19 protein-coding genes are annotated in these 16067 nt (G+C 51.9%); 3 read left to right on the top strand and 16 right to left on the bottom strand.

Annotation, left to right across the window (positions count from 1 at the left end; all coding sequences use genetic code 11):
- Positions 1-87 precede the first annotated feature (87 nt).
- The 8 genes from L1N82_RS03830 to L1N82_RS03795 form a co-directional block, all read right to left on the bottom strand.
- On the bottom strand, positions 88-1125 hold the full coding sequence (locus L1N82_RS03830; RefSeq protein ID WP_235286010.1) for a histidinol-phosphatase HisJ family protein: 1038 nt from the start codon (positions 1123-1125) through the stop codon (positions 88-90).
- Positions 1122-1943: an alkaline phosphatase family protein gene (locus L1N82_RS03825; protein ID WP_235286008.1), complete on the bottom strand. Its 822-nt coding sequence runs from the start codon at positions 1941-1943 to the stop codon at positions 1122-1124. The genes L1N82_RS03830 and L1N82_RS03825 overlap by 4 nt, the downstream gene beginning before the upstream one ends.
- A 28-nt stretch (positions 1944-1971) precedes the next feature.
- Entirely contained in the window at positions 1972-2757 is a 786-nt protein-coding gene (locus L1N82_RS03820) for a DeoR/GlpR family DNA-binding transcription regulator (RefSeq protein WP_235286007.1), read from the bottom strand.
- Entirely contained in the window at positions 2691-3833 is a 1143-nt protein-coding gene (locus L1N82_RS03815; RefSeq protein ID WP_235286006.1) for an ABC transporter ATP-binding protein, read from the bottom strand. The genes L1N82_RS03820 and L1N82_RS03815 overlap by 67 nt, the downstream gene beginning before the upstream one ends.
- Positions 3834-3847: 14 nt before the next feature.
- On the bottom strand, positions 3848-4645 hold the full coding sequence (locus L1N82_RS03810; protein ID WP_235286005.1) for an ABC transporter permease: 798 nt from the start codon (positions 4643-4645) through the stop codon (positions 3848-3850).
- A complete protein-coding gene (locus L1N82_RS03805; protein WP_235286003.1) occupies positions 4642-5499 on the bottom strand; it encodes an ABC transporter permease in 858 nt (285 codons plus the stop codon). Before L1N82_RS03805 ends, L1N82_RS03810 begins: the two co-directional genes overlap by 4 nt.
- 74 nt (positions 5500-5573) lie before the next feature.
- Entirely contained in the window at positions 5574-6668 is a 1095-nt protein-coding gene (locus L1N82_RS03800; protein WP_235286002.1) for an ABC transporter substrate-binding protein, read from the bottom strand.
- Between the two features lie 210 nt (positions 6669-6878).
- Positions 6879-7415 carry an ADP-heptose synthase gene (locus L1N82_RS03795; RefSeq protein ID WP_235286000.1) on the bottom strand — a complete coding sequence of 179 codons (537 nt, stop codon included), beginning with the start codon at positions 7413-7415 and terminating at the stop codon, positions 6879-6881.
- A 143-nt stretch (positions 7416-7558) separates the two neighbouring features.
- On the opposite strand from L1N82_RS03795, the gene L1N82_RS03790 reads away from it, so the two are divergent.
- Positions 7559-8542 (top strand): YpdA family putative bacillithiol disulfide reductase, encoded by a 984-nt coding sequence (locus L1N82_RS03790; protein WP_235285998.1) that lies wholly within the window; start codon positions 7559-7561, stop codon positions 8540-8542.
- Positions 8543-8598: 56 nt separating this feature from the next.
- Here L1N82_RS03790 and L1N82_RS03785 read toward each other — a convergent pair whose 3' ends face one another.
- The 7 genes from L1N82_RS03785 to L1N82_RS03755 form a co-directional block, all read right to left on the bottom strand.
- Positions 8599-9657 (bottom strand): phosphotransferase, encoded by a 1059-nt coding sequence (locus tag L1N82_RS03785; RefSeq protein WP_235285996.1) that lies wholly within the window; start codon positions 9655-9657, stop codon positions 8599-8601.
- Positions 9654-10403, bottom strand: a complete 750-nt coding sequence (locus L1N82_RS03780; protein ID WP_235285995.1) for an SDR family NAD(P)-dependent oxidoreductase — start codon at positions 10401-10403, stop codon at positions 9654-9656. Before L1N82_RS03780 ends, L1N82_RS03785 begins: the two co-directional genes overlap by 4 nt.
- 258 nt (positions 10404-10661) lie before the next feature.
- Positions 10662-12299 carry an APC family permease gene (locus L1N82_RS03775; protein ID WP_235285993.1) on the bottom strand — a complete coding sequence of 546 codons (1638 nt, stop codon included), beginning with the start codon at positions 12297-12299 and terminating at the stop codon, positions 10662-10664.
- 99 nt (positions 12300-12398) lie between these two features.
- Positions 12399-12692 carry a hypothetical protein gene (locus tag L1N82_RS03770; protein WP_235285992.1) on the bottom strand — a complete coding sequence of 98 codons (294 nt, stop codon included), beginning with the start codon at positions 12690-12692 and terminating at the stop codon, positions 12399-12401.
- A gap of 45 nt (positions 12693-12737) precedes the next feature.
- Positions 12738-13304, bottom strand: coding sequence for a response regulator (locus L1N82_RS03765; protein ID WP_235285990.1), 567 nt, complete (start codon positions 13302-13304; stop codon positions 12738-12740).
- 63 nt (positions 13305-13367) lie between these two features.
- The gene (locus tag L1N82_RS03760) at positions 13368-13874 is read right to left on the bottom strand and encodes a GNAT family N-acetyltransferase (protein WP_235285988.1); all 507 of its coding nucleotides are present in this window, start codon (positions 13872-13874) and stop codon (positions 13368-13370) included.
- Positions 13871-14596, bottom strand: a complete 726-nt coding sequence (locus L1N82_RS03755; RefSeq protein ID WP_235285987.1) for a phosphonate ABC transporter ATP-binding protein — start codon at positions 14594-14596, stop codon at positions 13871-13873. The genes L1N82_RS03760 and L1N82_RS03755 overlap by 4 nt, the downstream gene beginning before the upstream one ends.
- 147 nt (positions 14597-14743) lie before the next feature.
- On the opposite strand from L1N82_RS03755, the gene L1N82_RS03750 reads away from it, so the two are divergent.
- Positions 14744-14965, top strand: coding sequence for a hypothetical protein (locus L1N82_RS03750; protein WP_235285986.1), 222 nt, complete (start codon positions 14744-14746; stop codon positions 14963-14965).
- A gap of 77 nt (positions 14966-15042) precedes the next feature.
- Here L1N82_RS03750 and L1N82_RS03745 read toward each other — a convergent pair whose 3' ends face one another.
- Entirely contained in the window at positions 15043-15180 is a 138-nt protein-coding gene (locus L1N82_RS03745) for a hypothetical protein (RefSeq protein WP_235285984.1), read from the bottom strand.
- A gap of 126 nt (positions 15181-15306) precedes the next feature.
- On the opposite strand from L1N82_RS03745, the gene L1N82_RS03740 reads away from it, so the two are divergent.
- Complete coding sequence (locus L1N82_RS03740) at positions 15307-16041, top strand: HAD family hydrolase (protein ID WP_235285983.1); 735 nt, start codon at positions 15307-15309, stop codon at positions 16039-16041.
- The last annotated feature ends 26 nt before the right edge of the window (positions 16042-16067 follow it).

Below are 16067 nucleotides of genomic sequence, written 5' to 3'. Positions count from 1 at the left end.
ATTTTGACCGGTTATTCAATGCTTCTTGTATATACAGCAAAAAAACCACTGTAGCCAGTGGCTTGTCTGCGTCTGGGATGAACTCTGCTAAGGGATCGGATAAGGAATACGCTGTCTGCCGCTGTAGTAACATAATTCCTTGTAACCTGCCGCCCTGGCGAGCTCGACTGCCTCCTCTAACAGCATACCGATATCGTCTGGATAATGGGCATCTGAGGAGGTTGTGAGCGGCACGCCGTATTGGCAGAGAATTTGCAGCAAAACAGGGCTTGGAGAGCTTTCCGCGGCTGGGTACCGATAAGCAAGTCCAGTATTGATTTCAGAGCCTACGCCCGCTTCCTGCATAGTTCTGGCCAGTCTTTCATACAGAGGCATCAGTTGCTCCTCATCCGGACGGAAGCCGAACAGCTTCAGGTTGTCGGGGTGGCCGATGAAGTCGAACAGTCCACAGCGAACGGCTGCTTCAACAGCAGTATAATAGTCGGTGTACAGCTTCTGCAGATCAGCCTTCTTGAATCTGGCTTGGCTGTCCGGGTTGTCGAAGCCCCAGCCGTTCAGAAAATGAACCGATCCAATCACGTAATCTACCTTATATGGAGCAAGCAGGCCGCGCAGCTCTTCATCAGCTTCCGGAAAGTAATCCGCTTCCAAACCGACACTGATCGTGCCTAACCGGTCCGCAGCTTCCTGAACAGGCCCAAGAAAATCATGGATGGAGCCTATACATACATGATCAAGCCATCTGCGCTGCATCCGTCCAAGCTCACTGTCATCCAGTATAATATGATTGGCATAATAAGACTGGAATTCTTCGAATCGGTAGAGATGATCCACAATCCCAAAGCGCTCGATTCCCCTGGCCCTTCCCCAGTCCAGGTAACGATCGAGCCACTCCCTCGAGAAGCCCCCTTTATCCAGACGTTCATTCAGCTTTCCTAACTCAGTCTTCATCCATGACAGGGAGTGTCTGTCTGGCGGAGAAGCGCTGCCGGTGCTTGTGGGCTCTGCGATACCTTGGCACGATGCCGAACCAGGCAAGGGTGCTTGCAACGCCTGAATGGTTCTTCCCAGCCACTGCATCGTATATGGCCCTTCCTCCAGGTGAAAATGCATATCCACCTTCACAGCTGCAGTCCCTCCCAATCCGCAGGTATCATCATGGCGGATGACATCGGTATCCCGAGCAGGCGGCAGCAAAGCGGTGCAAGCCACAGCTGGGCAATCTCCCGGCTATAATCACCAGCTAGGAATGCCGGGCTAATACAGTACAGCGGGACTTCCCGCTCCTCGTATCCGGTTCCTCCATGCTGGCCGTCCGTGTTCATTCCGTGGTCGGATGTAATTAGAATATGGTATCCTTCTTCCATCCATCCGGGCACCAATGCCGCGAGCAAGCTGTCCGCTTCTATGGCTTTGCCCCGGTACTGCTTGGAATCGGCCCCGTATTTATGACCAGCATCATCAATACCCATGGAGTGTATGTAGAGAAAATGCGGGTCCCAACGCCTCCGCAGCACTTCGCCATCCAGCAGCAAATGAGAGTCCGGGTAACTGTCATCAAAATAAAATTTGCCATGCTGAATCGGCTTCGTTTCATCGTGCTGCTCCCGGTCTTCAGCATAATGGAAGGGCGCCCGCTGAATCAGCTCGCTTACCCAATAGTAAGCGGCAGCCGCTGTCCGGAGACCCTGCTGCCGGGCAAGATGAAAGATGCTGGTCTGGCTGGAGAGTCTAACGATGTGATTAGCCGTTATACCGTTCAGCCAGGCTGGCGTCCCCGTCAATAATACCTCATACAAGGGGCGGGATAAGCTCGGCAGCTCCGAGACCACCTTATATACAGCTGCCCGCTTGTGCTCAACTAGATGGTTCAGGTAGCCCATGGACTGTCTGGCTGTATCATAACGAAGTCCGTCAAGCACCACCATAATCAGCTTATTCATTGTGCACCTCCTCCAGGCCACGTGATCTTCAATCCGCCGTAACCCAGCTGATTTTATGACCCTTGATTGTGGTCATCCACTCTTTGGGGCATGGACTGTCACTAATAATCTCGTTCACCTGCTCTAGGCCGATAACCCGGATGAAAGTCCGCTGTCCAAGCTCGGTGTGGTCGGCCAGCACAGTCACTTTGGCTGCACTTCGGGCAAACAGACGGGAGCATGCGGCCTCATCCACATCGTAATCGGTTACGCCCTGCTCAGTCGAGATCCCTCCGCATGACAGAAAAGCCTGATCGACCTGAAGCTCTGCTATCATTTGCTCACAGAACGGGCCGGATAAGGACTGCTGCTCCGGATTAAGCATACCGCCGAGAAGCATAACGCTGCCGCTGAATTTATGCTGCTGCAGCGACTCGCATAGTACAGTCGCTACCGGCAGCGAGTTCGTCAGGATGGTCACCTGACTGCAGCCGCTGATTGCGCGGGCGAGCTCCAGGGTTGTCGTCCCTACGTCGATCAGGATTGTGCTGCCGTCCTCTATACGGGCCGCTGCTATTCTTCCGATGCTGCGCTTGGCCTCGCGGTTATGCGACTGTCGCTGCAGATACGGCGGTTCATCATTCGTGAAGCCTGTCTTCACAGCTCCGCCATAAACCCGCCGCAGCTTACCCTGCTCTTCCAGTGCGGCAAGGTCTCTCCGGATGGTCTCTGTCGACACCGAAAGTACGCGGGCCAATTCAGGAGCGCTCACCTTGCGGTGAATCTCGAGCCGCTCAAGGATGTGAAGCTTTCGTTCTTCTGATAAGATGGACAACGTCCGATGGCACCTCCATGATCAAGATTTCTGCAGTCCTCCGGATCCACTGCTAACGTCACCCCGGTTCCCTGACGAATTGGGAAGCGGTAGCGGTCATTCAGCATATCGGCTTGGATCTCTGTTTCACCTGTGCTAACCGTGCAGCGAATGAGGCTGCCAAGCACGGTTACTTCTGTTACATGGCCTTGTGCGGTCAGCGCAGAGCTATCCCGGAAGCTGTCATCTTGAGCCTTTACCCCATGAGCAGTCTCTTCATCTGCAGGCCTAAGCTTCACAGCCTCTGGTCGAATGGCGTATGCGCTCCCGGCCAGCTCCCGAAGTCCGAACACTGCCTCCATCTCCTGCCGGTTAAGCACGTTGTAATGGCCAATAAACCGGGCGGTAAAGGCGGAACTAGGCTCCGTATAAATCTCCTCCGGCCTTCCAGACTGGATAATCTGTCCCTCATTCATGATAAACACCCGGTCCGAAATCATTAGCGCTTCTTCCTGATCATGCGTGACGAAGATCATTGTCATTTTCAGCCGCTGCTGAATGCGGCGAAGCTCCATCCGCAGATTACGGCGGATCTTCGCATCAAGAGCACTTAACGGTTCATCCAACAGCAGCAGCTTTGGTTCAACCGCCAATGATCGGGCTAAGGCAACCCGCTGCTGCTGACCGCCAGACAGGCGGTGCGGATATTCCTTCCGTTTGCCCGAAAGTTCTACCAGCTCCAGCATCTCCTCCACCCTGCTCCTAATTTGCTCCCGGCGGTCTCCCCTCATCTTTAAACCAAAAGCGATGTTGTCGTAGACCGTCAAATTCGGAAAGAGAGCATACGACTGAAAAACCATACCTACATTCCGCTTCTTGGCTGGCAGCGTCGACAGCTCCACCCCATCCAGCAGGATCGAGCCGTTATCCATCACGTCAAGCCCGGCGATGCACCTGAGCAGCGTGCTCTTGCCGCAGCCGCTCGGACCAAGCAGTGTAAGCAGCTCCCCTTGTTCGGCCTCGAGGGACAGATTGTTCAGTACTTGTGAACCATTGAAGGATTTAGTAATCGCATTCAGCGTAAAGTATGAACCCATAGCTTACATCCTCCCTACCTGATATCTGGTGTCCGGAGTACCCATTTGCCCAGCCTAAGCAGCAGACCGGAAAGTACAAGCACAAAACCAAAGTACGCAATAGCCACAGCGCTTGAAAGATGACCGCTTTCGCTGAGCCGTTTATACAAGTAAATCTGCACTGTTTCGTAACGGCCGCCTACCAGCAGGTTGGCCAGGACAAACTCGCCGAAAAGAATAGAGAAGGACAGCAGAACCGACACCATAATTCCCGGTAAAATATTGGGCAGCACAACAAGCTTAAACGCTTGTGCCCGTGTCGCGCCCAGCAGCTCGGCTGCATTCGTCAGCTCACGAGCGTTGACAGTACGCAGCGCATTGCGGATGCCCTGGTACATATAAGGCAGAATGATAACAAAATAAGCGCCTATCAAAATCCACAAGGTTCCTGTTATAGGGACCGGTCCTCCTGAATAGATCCGGATTAGCCCGACTGCCATCACAACTCCAGGTAGCGCATAAGGAAGAAGCACCAGCGCATAGAGAAGCTTCTCCAGCTTTGGCATATATACGGTCACAATATAGATCGTCGGAACCATTATGATAATACTAAGCAGCACTGATAGTGTGCATACCAGCAGGCTTCGGCCCAACGATTCCATGAAGCGCGCGTCCTGCAGCATACCGGCGAACCATTCCAATGTCCAACCGCTCGGCAAAATGGTCGCCTGCCAATCCTTCGCTAGCGCGAACAGCAGCGTGGCCAGCAGAGGAAGCAGCAGATATACCATCAGCAGCACAATGACCGCATAGTGATAGCCTTTATTCTTCATCCAGCGAGGTCCCTCCTGACCTTCAGCATCATCCGCTCGTTTATCCACATCGCAAGCAGCATGGCTGCGGCGAGCAGTACGGCAAGCGCGCTTCCGAGCTCTGGCCTCACATAAACATCTCCTGCCGTCAATGACCCGATACGAATCGCCAGCAGGTTATAATTCCCGCCCACTAGCGCGTAGGCCGTTGCATAGGCACCCATAGCATTCGCAAACAAAATACTAAAGGTGCCCAGCATACCGGGAAGCAGAAGCGGCAGGCCGATATAGCGCCAGAACTGTACGGTTCCCGCCCCCAGCAGTCCGGAGGCCTCACGCCACTGCTCCTTAATGCCGTAATAGGTCGGGTACATGAGCAGAATGGCAAGCGGTATCTGAAAATACACATAGACGAGTACAAGACCGGTCCATGAATAAAGCTCAAATTCGCCCAGAACAGGCAGCCCAATATCGTCAAATAACAGCGTAAACAAGCCGTTATTGCCAAGTAGAATAATAAAAGCGAACGCCAGCGGCACACCCGCGAAGTTCGACGTCATATTCGAAATCATCAAAATCCGGTCCCTAACAGTCTCCGGCAGGCGTGTTATGGTATTAGCCGCTATCATCCCGACTGCCAGTCCGATAACGCTGGAATAAAGAGCGATGAGCACACTGTTGCGTATGGCCTTGGTATAAAAGGGATTGCTTAATGAGGTTAAATAGTGCTCCAGTGTAAGAGACGACCCCGCTTCCGCCCTAAAGCTGCTGAAGAGCATCGAGATCAGCGGTACAATTTCAAAGCAGGCTGCCATAAAAAGAAAGGGGAGCACGGCTGCCAAAAGCGGCCATGCAAACCGCCGGCTGCGTCTCATAACATTCCTCCCGTAAAGCCGGTCCCTCACTTATAGAGGGCCGGCTCTTATCACTAACGCTTAGCATCCAGGGGTTAATTAATATGGACAAGCACACGCTCCTGCCAAAGCTGCGGGAGCTTCTGCGACATTTCCTCCCAGGCTTTATAGTCCTCAACCGGCCGGGCTTTCTCGTATTGTGACGGATCAATCAGCTTGCTCTTCACATCCTCCGGGAGCTCTACTGACTCACGAATTGGACGGGCAAAGCCTTTGGCCAGATTGATTTGGCCTTCATCACTCAGAATAAACTCGCGCGTAAGCATGGCGGCATGGGGATGCGGAGCATACTTGTTAATAATCGTCGCATATCCGCTGACCACACTGCCTTCCTTGGGGATATTCACCTCGTATTTGTCCGGATCAAGGCTTTGACGGTAGCCGAGCGCGTTGAAGTCCCAAAGCATCGCAACCGAGATTTCGCCTTTCTCAATATTAGCTACCGTAAGCTCGGCCATGGAGATGCGTCCCTGCTTGGCCAGTTCTTCATAGAAAGCCAGGGCAGGCTCGAGATTGGTTTCATCTCCTCCGAGTGCATAGGCGGTAGCCAATACAGCCATTTGGGCTTGTGCAGCCTTCGTCACATCGCCTATCGCCACCTTATAATCGCCGTTCTTGATATCTTCGAAGCTTGCCGGCGGCTTGTCCACCAAATCCTTGTTCGCCATTACGGCAATCGTGCCTTGATAACCAAGAACCCAATGCCCATCTTCATCCTTTGCCCATTCAGGAATCTCATCCCAATACGTTGTTTTGTACGGCTGAGTTACCCCCTTTTCAACCGCTACCGGTCCGAATGCGATGCCAACGTCGCCAATATCTGCTGTGGGCTTGTCCTTCTCGGCTTCAAACTTGGCGATTTCCTCTGCACTCGACATGTCCGTATCCGTGTGGCTAAGTCCATACTCCGCCTTCAAATCTGCCCAAGTCTCAACCCAATTCGCCCAGGAATCCGGCATACCCACACTGACAACCTCACCCTCCTCTTTCGCCTTGGTGGTGATTTCCTCCAGACTGAGAGAGTTTCCGTCGATTGTGCTGCCTGCGGTTTCCTTGCTGCAGCCGGCAAGCCCTAATGCGAGCGCCGATGCGGCCAGTACGATGATCCCCTTCTTTAACCGATGCTTCATCCGTTTCTCCTCCTACTGAATACCAATGTGGATTGTTGTGCATTCATGAGGTTTTTATTCTGATTGCAGTATAAATGTAATTTGTAAACAAGGTTTCAACCCCATATGAATGATTTGTAAGCCACAAAAGGCCACAGCCAAGCATAAAACAACAAAAAGCTCTATCCTTGTGGATAGAGCCCTTACCATGCCGCTGCAATGTAAATTAAGTTATACGTCCCGGGTCGCTCCCCAGTCGTTCCCGCTTTCCATCTCCTGCTCCATAGCAAACTCAAAATCTTCAATATCAAACACCTGTACAGGCACTTCCGCATTGACAATGCGGTCCTGCAGTTCAAGCTGATCAGACAGGAGCGGGATTTGCAGACGGCTCGCTGTCAGAATCTGTTCCGTCTCAATCGGATCGAAGACTTCCCCGTATTGAGCATTGTCCATCGCATTAACGACGGTGAAGGATACTTCCCCGTTCAAAAGCAGCGGCGCACTTTCCCGCCAGGGTGACTGGAGTGCGCGTTCGATCTTTTTGCGGTTCAACGATTCCTGGAAAAATTGAATCAGCTCCGCGATCTTGGCCTTCACATGCCGGTCATCCTCCGGATCATCCATAACTGGCTCCGCGCCTTCCTTCATATCATACAGCTCCATGATGGTAGAGTAAGGGATGACATATTCTACCGGACGGGCCGGAACGAGCAGTTGACCGTAGGTTGCCACCATAACGGCTTCAATGACAAAACGCCGACGCATGGCTGATTCCTCCTTGTAAGTAGACAGTACCAACCTATTATACAACATAATGGCGCTCGTACACAGAGCGATTCGTTGATCTTGCCTTCGGGTAGGAGGTACAATAGGTTTACTTGTTACTTACCGTTCCGAGGAGGCTAACCATGATTAAGGAACCTGTTATTATAATAGGCGCTGGTCCATGCGGGCTGGCAGCCGCAATTGAACTGCAGCAGACAGGCATCGATCCGCTCGTTATCGAGAAAAAGAATGTGGTCCATTCGATTACCCAGTATCCTGTATATATGCAGTTCTTCAGCAGCCCAGAGCTGCTGGAAATCGGCAATATCCCTTTCACGACCGCAGGTGACAAGCCGAGCCGTCTTGAGGCGCTTAACTATTACCGGAATGTTGCGCTGCGGCATGAAGTAAGACTTCAAACCTACACCGATGTTACAAGCGTTGTTCTTCTTGAGGAGGGCGGTTTCCGACTTGAGGCGCGAAACAAAGCAGGAAAAGAGCTTATCTATCAAGCAGAGCAGGTCATCGTTGCGACCGGCTATTTTGATCATCCGAATATGCTCGGTATTCCGGGTGAGGAGCGGGACAAGGTCAGCCATTTCTTCCGGGAGGCACATCCCTATACGAAGACACGGGTCGTTATTATCGGTGGCAGCAATTCCGCTATTGATGCGGCACTGGAACTTCAGCGGGTAGGCGCTGATGTCACGGTCGTCTACCGGGGGGCAGGCTATGCGGCAGGCATTAAGCCATGGGTCCTCCCTATTTTTGAAAGCAAGGTATCCAAGGGGCAAATCCGGATGATGTTTGCATCACAGGTTACAGCTATCGATGAGGATACAGTGACCATCAGGACACCCGTAGGCATAGAGCAGCTGGACAACGATTTTGTCCTGGCATTGACTGGCTTTCATCCTGACCGGGAATTCCTGACCGCAGCAGGCGTTCGTATTGAACCGGAAGGCTATCCGTTCTTTCAGGAGGACACCATGGAAACCAACGTCCCGGGACTTTATTTGGCTGGTGTTGTAGCCTCGCGGCGCGAGGCCAATGAAATTTTTATCGAGACCGGGCGCTTCCACGGCCGCAAGATCGCTGCTCATCTTAAGACAAAAACCCGCCCGTAATGGGCGGGTTTTCACTTTCTCAAACCCGCATTCTCCACGGGGCTCTAATAAGACAGTCAACGCAAACGCTGCTCTAACAGCCTCTCCAGCTGCTTTCTGTGGCTTTCAACCCAGTGAAACACGGCCGCTGCCTTACGGGTTTGCTCCATCCAGACAGCGGGTTGATCCAGGCTATTCGACAGCCTTACGGCAAAGTGCAGCCAGACATCCGCCATTCTCAGCTTCATCAGATCAGGAATACTCAATAATTCAGACTCTGAGTATTTACGAGCGGAGCCTAGGCCATCAGCGAATAACTTAATCTTGTTAAGAGGATCGCCGCTGTTCTTCTCTCCGATAAAATCGAGCATTGGAATAGCAGCCTCCATGACTGCCGTGTCGCGGGTGACAAATTCGAAGTCAAGAATGCCGGTTATATGCTCCCCGTCCGCTACTGCATTTGAGAAGTTCACGTCACCGTGAATCCAGTGCTCAGGGAGCCGTTTGATAGCTGACAGCTGCTGCTTCAGCCGCTCTACCTGGTCACTGACATATTCGACTTCACTCCGGACATCATTGGAGAGTCCTCTCGACTCTGCAAGATGAATCAATACATCCATTGTCCAATCCGAGTAGCTGTCAGCCAGCTCATGGTAAGGCTCGTACAACGGCCTGCTGTCCGTTCTTATCTCCATCATTGCCAGCGACAGCAGACCAACCGCCCTGCCGAGCCCGGCCACATGAGAGGCACGATCGGGATTCGGCCGTTCGCCCTCTATAAACTCGTACAAGGCAGCCAGCTTGCCTTCCGGTGATACGGTCACCGTAGAGCCGTTTCGATTAACAACCGGTACGGGAACCTTAAGGGAATAAGTACCGCTAACCGCCATTAATATGTCATGCTCCAGCTGCACTTTAGCAGTATCATTGTGATTATCGTACACGCGAAGCACATAACGCTTGTCTCCGGCATCGATCATTCGGGTAGTGTTGTTCATCCCGCTTTCCCGTTGTTCACAGCGCCAAGGCTCCTCCCAGTCGTACTGCTGCAAAAAGATGGCGAACCGCTCCTGCTCAGGGCAGGTCCGGCTGCCATGCAGCTGCTTGCTCTCCATCTCCTCGTCGCCTGCCTTCATGGTTCGTAAATCATCTTCCTGGTCATTCCGCCGTCTATAATCAGATCCGTCCCTGTCACAAAATCATTCCCCGGATCGGTCAGATATAAGCACGCACGCGCAATATCATCCGGTCTGCCAACCCTGCCGGCCGGATGCTGGTTATGATCGGCTTCCCGCAGTGCTTCGTAATTCCCGATCTCAATCCAGCCTGGGCTGATAGAATTAACTCTAATGCCATCTGGGCCTAGTGACGCTGCCAAAGCGTGAGTGAGCGCTGATATGCCGCCCTTCGAGGCAGCGTAGGCTTCCGTATTAGGCTCTGACATTATAGCCCGTGTAGAAGATATATTAACTATGGCTCCGCTTGATCCCGTCTTCCTTAATCTGGCAGCAGTTTCTTTAGCACACAGGAACGCCGCACGCAAGTTCACATTCAGCACACTGTCCCATTCAGCGACCGTCAAATCAGTCAACTTCTTCGTAATACCGAAACCTGCATTATTAATAAGCGTATTGACCAGCCACCCATGCTTGTCCAGCCTGTCAAATAGTCTTTCTATCTCTGCTGGCTGCTGCAAGTCAGCAGGTATAATCGTATATTCAAAAGCCTGTCCATGCCGCATAATCTTCTGCTCCAGCCCGGCACACCGGTCTTCAAGATCGGTAGCAGCTACACGCCAGCCGGCCTGCAGGTAGGCTTCCACAAGGACGGAACCGATACCGCCGGCCGCGCCTGTAATCAACACCGTTCCCTTGGTTGTCATCAGCGTATTCCTCCCTCTTCTTCGGTCTGTCTTCGGTCTGTCTTCAGCTTGTCAATCACCAAGAGCCGGACGGTTTCCCGTCCGTTATTTTACATTATTATAAGCGGCCCGGTACCTGCTGGCAAACGGTCATATTGCTCCTTGAGGCGCTTGCCAGACCCATCAACTTCTGTCGAGCCGCTCCTGAAATTTTCGTCGATTACGAAAATTTTCTGCAGTTTTTTGCGCTTCCCCGGGAAATACAAGCGGGGAAATGAATTAGCTGAAGTAAATATAATTCCGCTCTTCGGCAAGCAATCTGCTGCGTTCCGGCACCGCCCGTGAAGTTCTGTACGCTTTGCGCCCTTCTCCCCTGCCGGCTCCCAGGACGGCTGCAGTGGCGGCGGAAAGACAGATGAACAGCATATATATAACCGTCATCCCGCCGATCCAGCAGGATACAGCTGCCGCTGCTCCACACCACAGCAAACCGGCAGAGGCTATTGGCCTGCTCCATTTTCCCATATGGAAACAGCCTCTATCCGCCTCCTCGTCAAAGCGAAGCAAATGCAGTATCATCAGTACGCCATAGGTGCTGTAGCTAAGGCCTGTCGTGCAGGCGGTCATGGTCATAATTGTTTGCAGCTCGAATCCCTTGTCGCCCAGCAAGACAGCCATTAGAAGGGCAATGACGATAATACCACTGATCAAAGTGGCTTTGACTGGTGCATGGAATCTCGAAGAGACCTGTGATACCAGTGAAGCCGCCGGGAATGCTCGATCCCTCGCCATTGCGAACAGCAGACGGGAAGAAGCGAATATGCCGTTATAACCGCCTAACCACAGTCCATACAACGCGGCCCCTATAATGAGTGACTGAAGGGTTATTCCAAAGCCGCTAAAGCTTCCAATAGTCGAAGCAACTGTCACAAGATCTGTGTATCCCGCCGACCGCAGGACCGGATGCATCAAGGCCAGCATGCAGAAGATGAAACAAACAAAACCGAATATGTATTGGTAAGACACAGACAAGAACATTGACCACGGAACTTGACGGCCCGGCTCCGCCGTCTCTTCCGCTGCATAAGCCGCTGTATCAGCCCCCAAAAACATACGCATCAGCAGCAGAAGCGCTGCAGCTCCGCTGTATAAACTGATATCCTCTCCGTCCGCGGTCTGGAACAGACGCCCTGCATCTATCCGGTCTATATCACCAAGCCACACAACACATGTAACGACGGCAATCACGGCGGCAGTCTGTATCCATATCCCCGCTGCGGGCAGCCGGGACACTGCTGATGAACCGAAAATATGGCAGGCCATCTGCAATCCCGTAAGCAATACGGCTATCGCAAGCATGAACGCCAGTCTCCAAGAGCTTTCAGACAGAGCCGGAACCAGATTGGTAATTAGTAATGCGGCGACTCCATTCGCCACTACTACCAGAGTCATCTGTCCGCCCAGCAGCAGCCAGCCTATTACATTTCCCGCCCACCCGCCTGCAAGCTTTTTGGTCCAGTGGTAAGGCCCTCCAGCGAGTGGACATGCTGAAGCAAGCTCCGCCTTGGCTGTATAGAGCATCACAGCAAAAAAAGCGGCTATCGGCCATCCAAAGCCGAAACCGGCAGGTCCTACATAGCTTAAAACCGGCCCCAGACAGATTACAGCGCCTCCCAGAACAGACATGGAAGAGAACGATAACCCAAAGGACGACAAGGCACCGATTCTTCGATTCAGCTGCTGTGGATAGCCCATGCGGTTTAGCTGCTGTTTATCTTCAATAAAGCGAATATATAAGGGAGTTCCGCCCGTATAGTGACCCCAACCTGTTTCCCGGCTCCCGGCCCTCCAGCCCAGTACTGCAATTACGATGCATACGAATGAAAAAACAAGAAGCCCTGCCAACGTAATCCCCATAGCTTCCACCTCCATAGGGTTAGTCTATGACAGATGAAAGCTAGAAAGACTATTGACAGGGCAGAATGATGAACGTTGGATGAGCATGGCACAGGACATCTATAAAATGCCGTATCGCTGAAGGATCATCGTTAACGCACATGCGACTGTCCAAGAAAGGACGTTTAAGATAAGCCCCTGAGCAACAGCAGGTGCCGAATTTCCGCGCAGCGTTATCCAATTCACAGCGGCAACAAGCCCGGCGTAGCCGGCAGCAATCAGGATGCCGAATATCTGGTCGATCCGTTCTGAAGGCTGCATAAATCCGTATACCAGCACGACGACACCTGCCAGCACGTAAGGAAATATGAAGCCAAGTGCCGCATTGGCAGCTATACCTGCCCATTTGCTCATCAACGGTCCACCCTTCTCCTCAATTGTCACCGGCTGCGGCCCGCCTTAACGCTCAAGTACCTGCAGCTGCTGCAGCACATACCGCCTTAGCTTCTCAATATCAAAAGGTTTGGTGAAAAATTTCTCAACGCCAAGCTTGCGTGCCGTTTCAACCTTATCTACGTCCCCATATGCCGATATCATGACCGTCTGTACATGCGGATCTATCCGGCGTATTTCCTTCAAGGCCTCCAGGCCATCCATATCGGGCATCTTCAGGTCAAGCAGCACAAAGTCAATCTCATTGTCGCGAAACTGTTCGATAGCCATCTTGCCGCTGGACGCTTCATGTACGGTAAGACCTGATGATTGGAAGACTTCCGCCAGCAGCATGCGGATAGCGGCCTGATCGTCGACAATCAGAATGCTGGGAGGCCCTTCTTTGCCAGCATCTCCTCTGCCGGTGGTTAGCGAAGTGCCTGCAGTTTTGAGGCCTTTTGCCGTTTCTGCCCCCCGCTCTCTAATCAGACGTTTACTTCCTTCTTTAATGCGGTTTCTGTTTGTTATAAATAGCAGTAATCCTATGATTGTGATAGCCAACACTGTCAATACGAGGATAAGGTAGGTGTCCATGCAGCCGCTCCCTAATGTCAGATACCTAACTTCATTCGACAGTGACCGTCAAATTCCCTTCTTTCAAGCATCACGACCATGGAGAGACATTCTCATATCAAACCATGCAATGCCCCCATGCCGAGAGGATGACTCGCCGAGATATTCAAATCCGAGCTGTTCATAAAAGGGTATCAGATGCTCCTCGCACATCAGAATGATGGATGCCAGACCGTCTTCCACTGCCGATTGAACGATTTGCCGTACCAGCAGGCTTCCGATTCCTTTCCTCTGGCTGTCTGAGCTCACGGCCACTGTCAGTATGCAAAAATTCGGACCTTCTTCCTGTTCCTGATGACTTCCTTTCATTTCGTCAGAACTCGTATCCTCCTGAAAGGTTCTGACGCCATTGACGATGCCGACCAGCCTTCCGCCTATCCATGCCCCCCAAAAACACCCGGGGTATCTGCCCAGCCGGTAACGAAAGGCCTCCATTGTTGCTGCCGCTTCCTCTGTATAGGATGCCGCCTCCAGCCCGTATGCTTTATCTAGATGGTCCGCCGTCATCCTCCGCAGCTCGCAGCGGCTCACAGCATCATCTTCTCCCGCTGCATCAGTCGTCTGCCGGTTATGTCAAACACGATATCTCCTCCGCTTAAGCCAACCAGCCGGTCTGCGAACCGTTCCGCCCAATCGGCCTGTGTAAGAACCGTCACAATGGTAATCCCCTGGGTGCTGCAGAGCGCTTTCAAATCCTTAAGGATTTTTTCCGCTGAATGAGGGTCTAGTCCAGTTACCGGTTCATCTGCCAGAATCACCTTCGCTCCATGGACCAGTGCCCGGGCAATCGCCACTCTCTGCTTTTCGCCGCCGCTTAAGTGTTCGGCTTTGGTATGCGCCTTGTCCAGCAGGCCAAGCTTTTCCAATACATCCATGGCTCCCATATAGTCATCGCTGCGGACCATGCCCGTCAGCATACGCCACCATGGTGTCTGATGCCTTGTCCCTACCAGAACATTCTTCAGTGCCGACCTGTTCGGGTTCAGCATTGGCGTTTCCGCTAGATAAGCAAACTCTCGCCGCACTTTAGCCTTGCCGGCTAACCCCTTCTTGCGCACATCCACGCCCTCCAGCTTATAGCTGCCGCTTGTCCACTCCTCCTGCATCGCCATGCATTTGAGGAGCATGGATTTACCGCTTCCGCTCCCGCCGAGCACCGCAATGAATTCACCGGGGTGAACTTGCAAATTAATATCATCCAGCACTTTCTGCCCGGCCGGCAGTTGTTTGGTCAGATGCTCGATTTTGATCATGAACGTTCCCCTTTTCTCATGCCTCTAAGAAAATAGTTTAAGGGAAAAAAATAATACTTTCCACACGAACAAATGTTTGGTATAATAAGGAAGGGAACAAATGTTCCCGAGCTCATTCATTTCTTACCTATTCGGAGGTGTATGATCATGCGCAGCTGCGAGCACTACAGATTTATCGAGCGTCACCGGCCATATCGGGATTTGACCTTTAAGTTTTATTCAGACGGGGCTTTAACGATTATTGACAACAATGCGGAATCGGTCGTAACACCGAAGGAACTGAAGGGTGAGAGCCTGGATTTCTATGTACGCAAGAGAATTTCCTTCATTAAGAGCGATCTGGCTGCCAAGAAGCAAAAATACGCTTAAACAGACTGCTCACATAGAATAATAGTAAAGAAGGGATCTCTAACCGATCCCTTCTTTTACATGTGTTCCTCCAGTGACTAAGGAAGCTCTTTCTCAATATTGTTCATATTAGGCGGCCGGTCGGCTGCTTTTTTGGGCTTTTGGGTGATCGCTTCCTCTTTATTCGACTTCATATTCTGCTGATGCTCGGTCTCCTCGCTGCGGTTATAAGGCATGTTCGGTTCACCTCCACCGACTCATTATGCAGCAAACGGCGGATGTTTATGCGAATTGACGGATGGAGTGAGATACGGTAGATTGGAAACGAGACAGGACAGGATGTATAGATAAGGAGAGACCTTATGAAACAGACGATTATGTTCGATTTGGATGATACGTTAGTGCACTGCAATAAGTACTTCTATCTAGTCATTGACCAGTTTGTCGATTTGATGAAAACCTGGTTTGCTTCACACCCGCTTACCACCGAGGAAATACGAGACAGGCAGACGGAGATCGATATCGCCGGCGTACAGACCTCCGGCTTTAAGAGCGAGCATTTTCCGGAATCCTTTGTCGAGACTTACCGCTATTTTTCAGGGCTTTACGGACGCAAGACCAACTCGGCAGAAGAGGATCATTTATGGAAGCTTGGCCTGTCGGTCTACGAGTCGGAGACAGAGCCTTATCCTTATATGGAAGAGACACTGCTCAAGCTGCAGCTGGCAGGACATGATTTGCATCTTTATACAGGAGGAGAACCACTCATCCAGTTCAAGAAGATAGAACGCTTTCAACTTGAACGATACTTTAATGAGCGGATCTATGTCCGTCAGCATAAGGATATTCAAGCACTCGAGTCCATCGTGAGTGAACAAGGCTTTGACCGAGAAAATACCTGGATGGTCGGGAACTCCATCCGGACAGATATTGTTCCCGCTTTGACGGCTGGCATCCATGCCATCTATATTCCTACGAAGACTGAGTGGCAATATAACATTGTCGAAATTAATGTGGAGCCGAAGGGACAATTCTTAACCCTCCAGCACCTGCCCGATGTACCGACAGCCATCAACGAGTACGCAGCTGGTAAGTAAGACTCATTCTGGCAGCATTAAGCCCT

Source organism: Paenibacillus tarimensis (assembly GCF_021532315.1).
GTDB classification, from domain to species: Bacteria; Bacillota; Bacilli; order Paenibacillales; family Paenibacillaceae; genus Paenibacillus_I; species Paenibacillus_I tarimensis.
This window is presented reverse-complemented; position numbering and strand designations above follow the sequence as displayed.

Coding starts and splice junctions, on each gene's coding strand:
- L1N82_RS03755 (WP_235285987.1), bottom strand. CDS start 14,596: ATGATCAAAATCGAGCATCTGACCAAACAACTGCCGGCCGGGCAGAAA.
- L1N82_RS03795 (WP_235286000.1), bottom strand. CDS start 7,415: ATGCGTCGGCGTTTTGTCATTGAAGCCGTTATGGTGGCAACCTACGGT.
- L1N82_RS03750 (WP_235285986.1), top strand. CDS start 14,744: ATGCGCAGCTGCGAGCACTACAGATTTATCGAGCGTCACCGGCCATAT.
- L1N82_RS03810 (WP_235286005.1), bottom strand. CDS start 4,645: ATGAAGAATAAAGGCTATCACTATGCGGTCATTGTGCTGCTGATGGTA.
- L1N82_RS03775 (WP_235285993.1), bottom strand. CDS start 12,299: ATGGGGATTACGTTGGCAGGGCTTCTTGTTTTTTCATTCGTATGCATC.
- L1N82_RS03800 (WP_235286002.1), bottom strand. CDS start 6,668: ATGAAGCATCGGTTAAAGAAGGGGATCATCGTACTGGCCGCATCGGCG.
- L1N82_RS03815 (WP_235286006.1), bottom strand. CDS start 3,833: ATGGGTTCATACTTTACGCTGAATGCGATTACTAAATCCTTCAATGGT.
- L1N82_RS03780 (WP_235285995.1), bottom strand. CDS start 10,403: ATGACAACCAAGGGAACGGTGTTGATTACAGGCGCGGCCGGCGGTATC.
- L1N82_RS03805 (WP_235286003.1), bottom strand. CDS start 5,499: ATGAGACGCAGCCGGCGGTTTGCATGGCCGCTTTTGGCAGCCGTGCTC.
- L1N82_RS03785 (WP_235285996.1), bottom strand. CDS start 9,657: ATGAAGGCAGGCGACGAGGAGATGGAGAGCAAGCAGCTGCATGGCAGC.
- L1N82_RS03770 (WP_235285992.1), bottom strand. CDS start 12,692: ATGAGCAAATGGGCAGGTATAGCTGCCAATGCGGCACTTGGCTTCATA.
- L1N82_RS03745 (WP_235285984.1), bottom strand. CDS start 15,180: ATGCCTTATAACCGCAGCGAGGAGACCGAGCATCAGCAGAATATGAAG.
- L1N82_RS03765 (WP_235285990.1), bottom strand. CDS start 13,304: ATGGACACCTACCTTATCCTCGTATTGACAGTGTTGGCTATCACAATC.
- L1N82_RS03790 (WP_235285998.1), top strand. CDS start 7,559: ATGATTAAGGAACCTGTTATTATAATAGGCGCTGGTCCATGCGGGCTG.
- L1N82_RS03740 (WP_235285983.1), top strand. CDS start 15,307: ATGAAACAGACGATTATGTTCGATTTGGATGATACGTTAGTGCACTGC.
- L1N82_RS03825 (WP_235286008.1), bottom strand. CDS start 1,943: ATGAATAAGCTGATTATGGTGGTGCTTGACGGACTTCGTTATGATACA.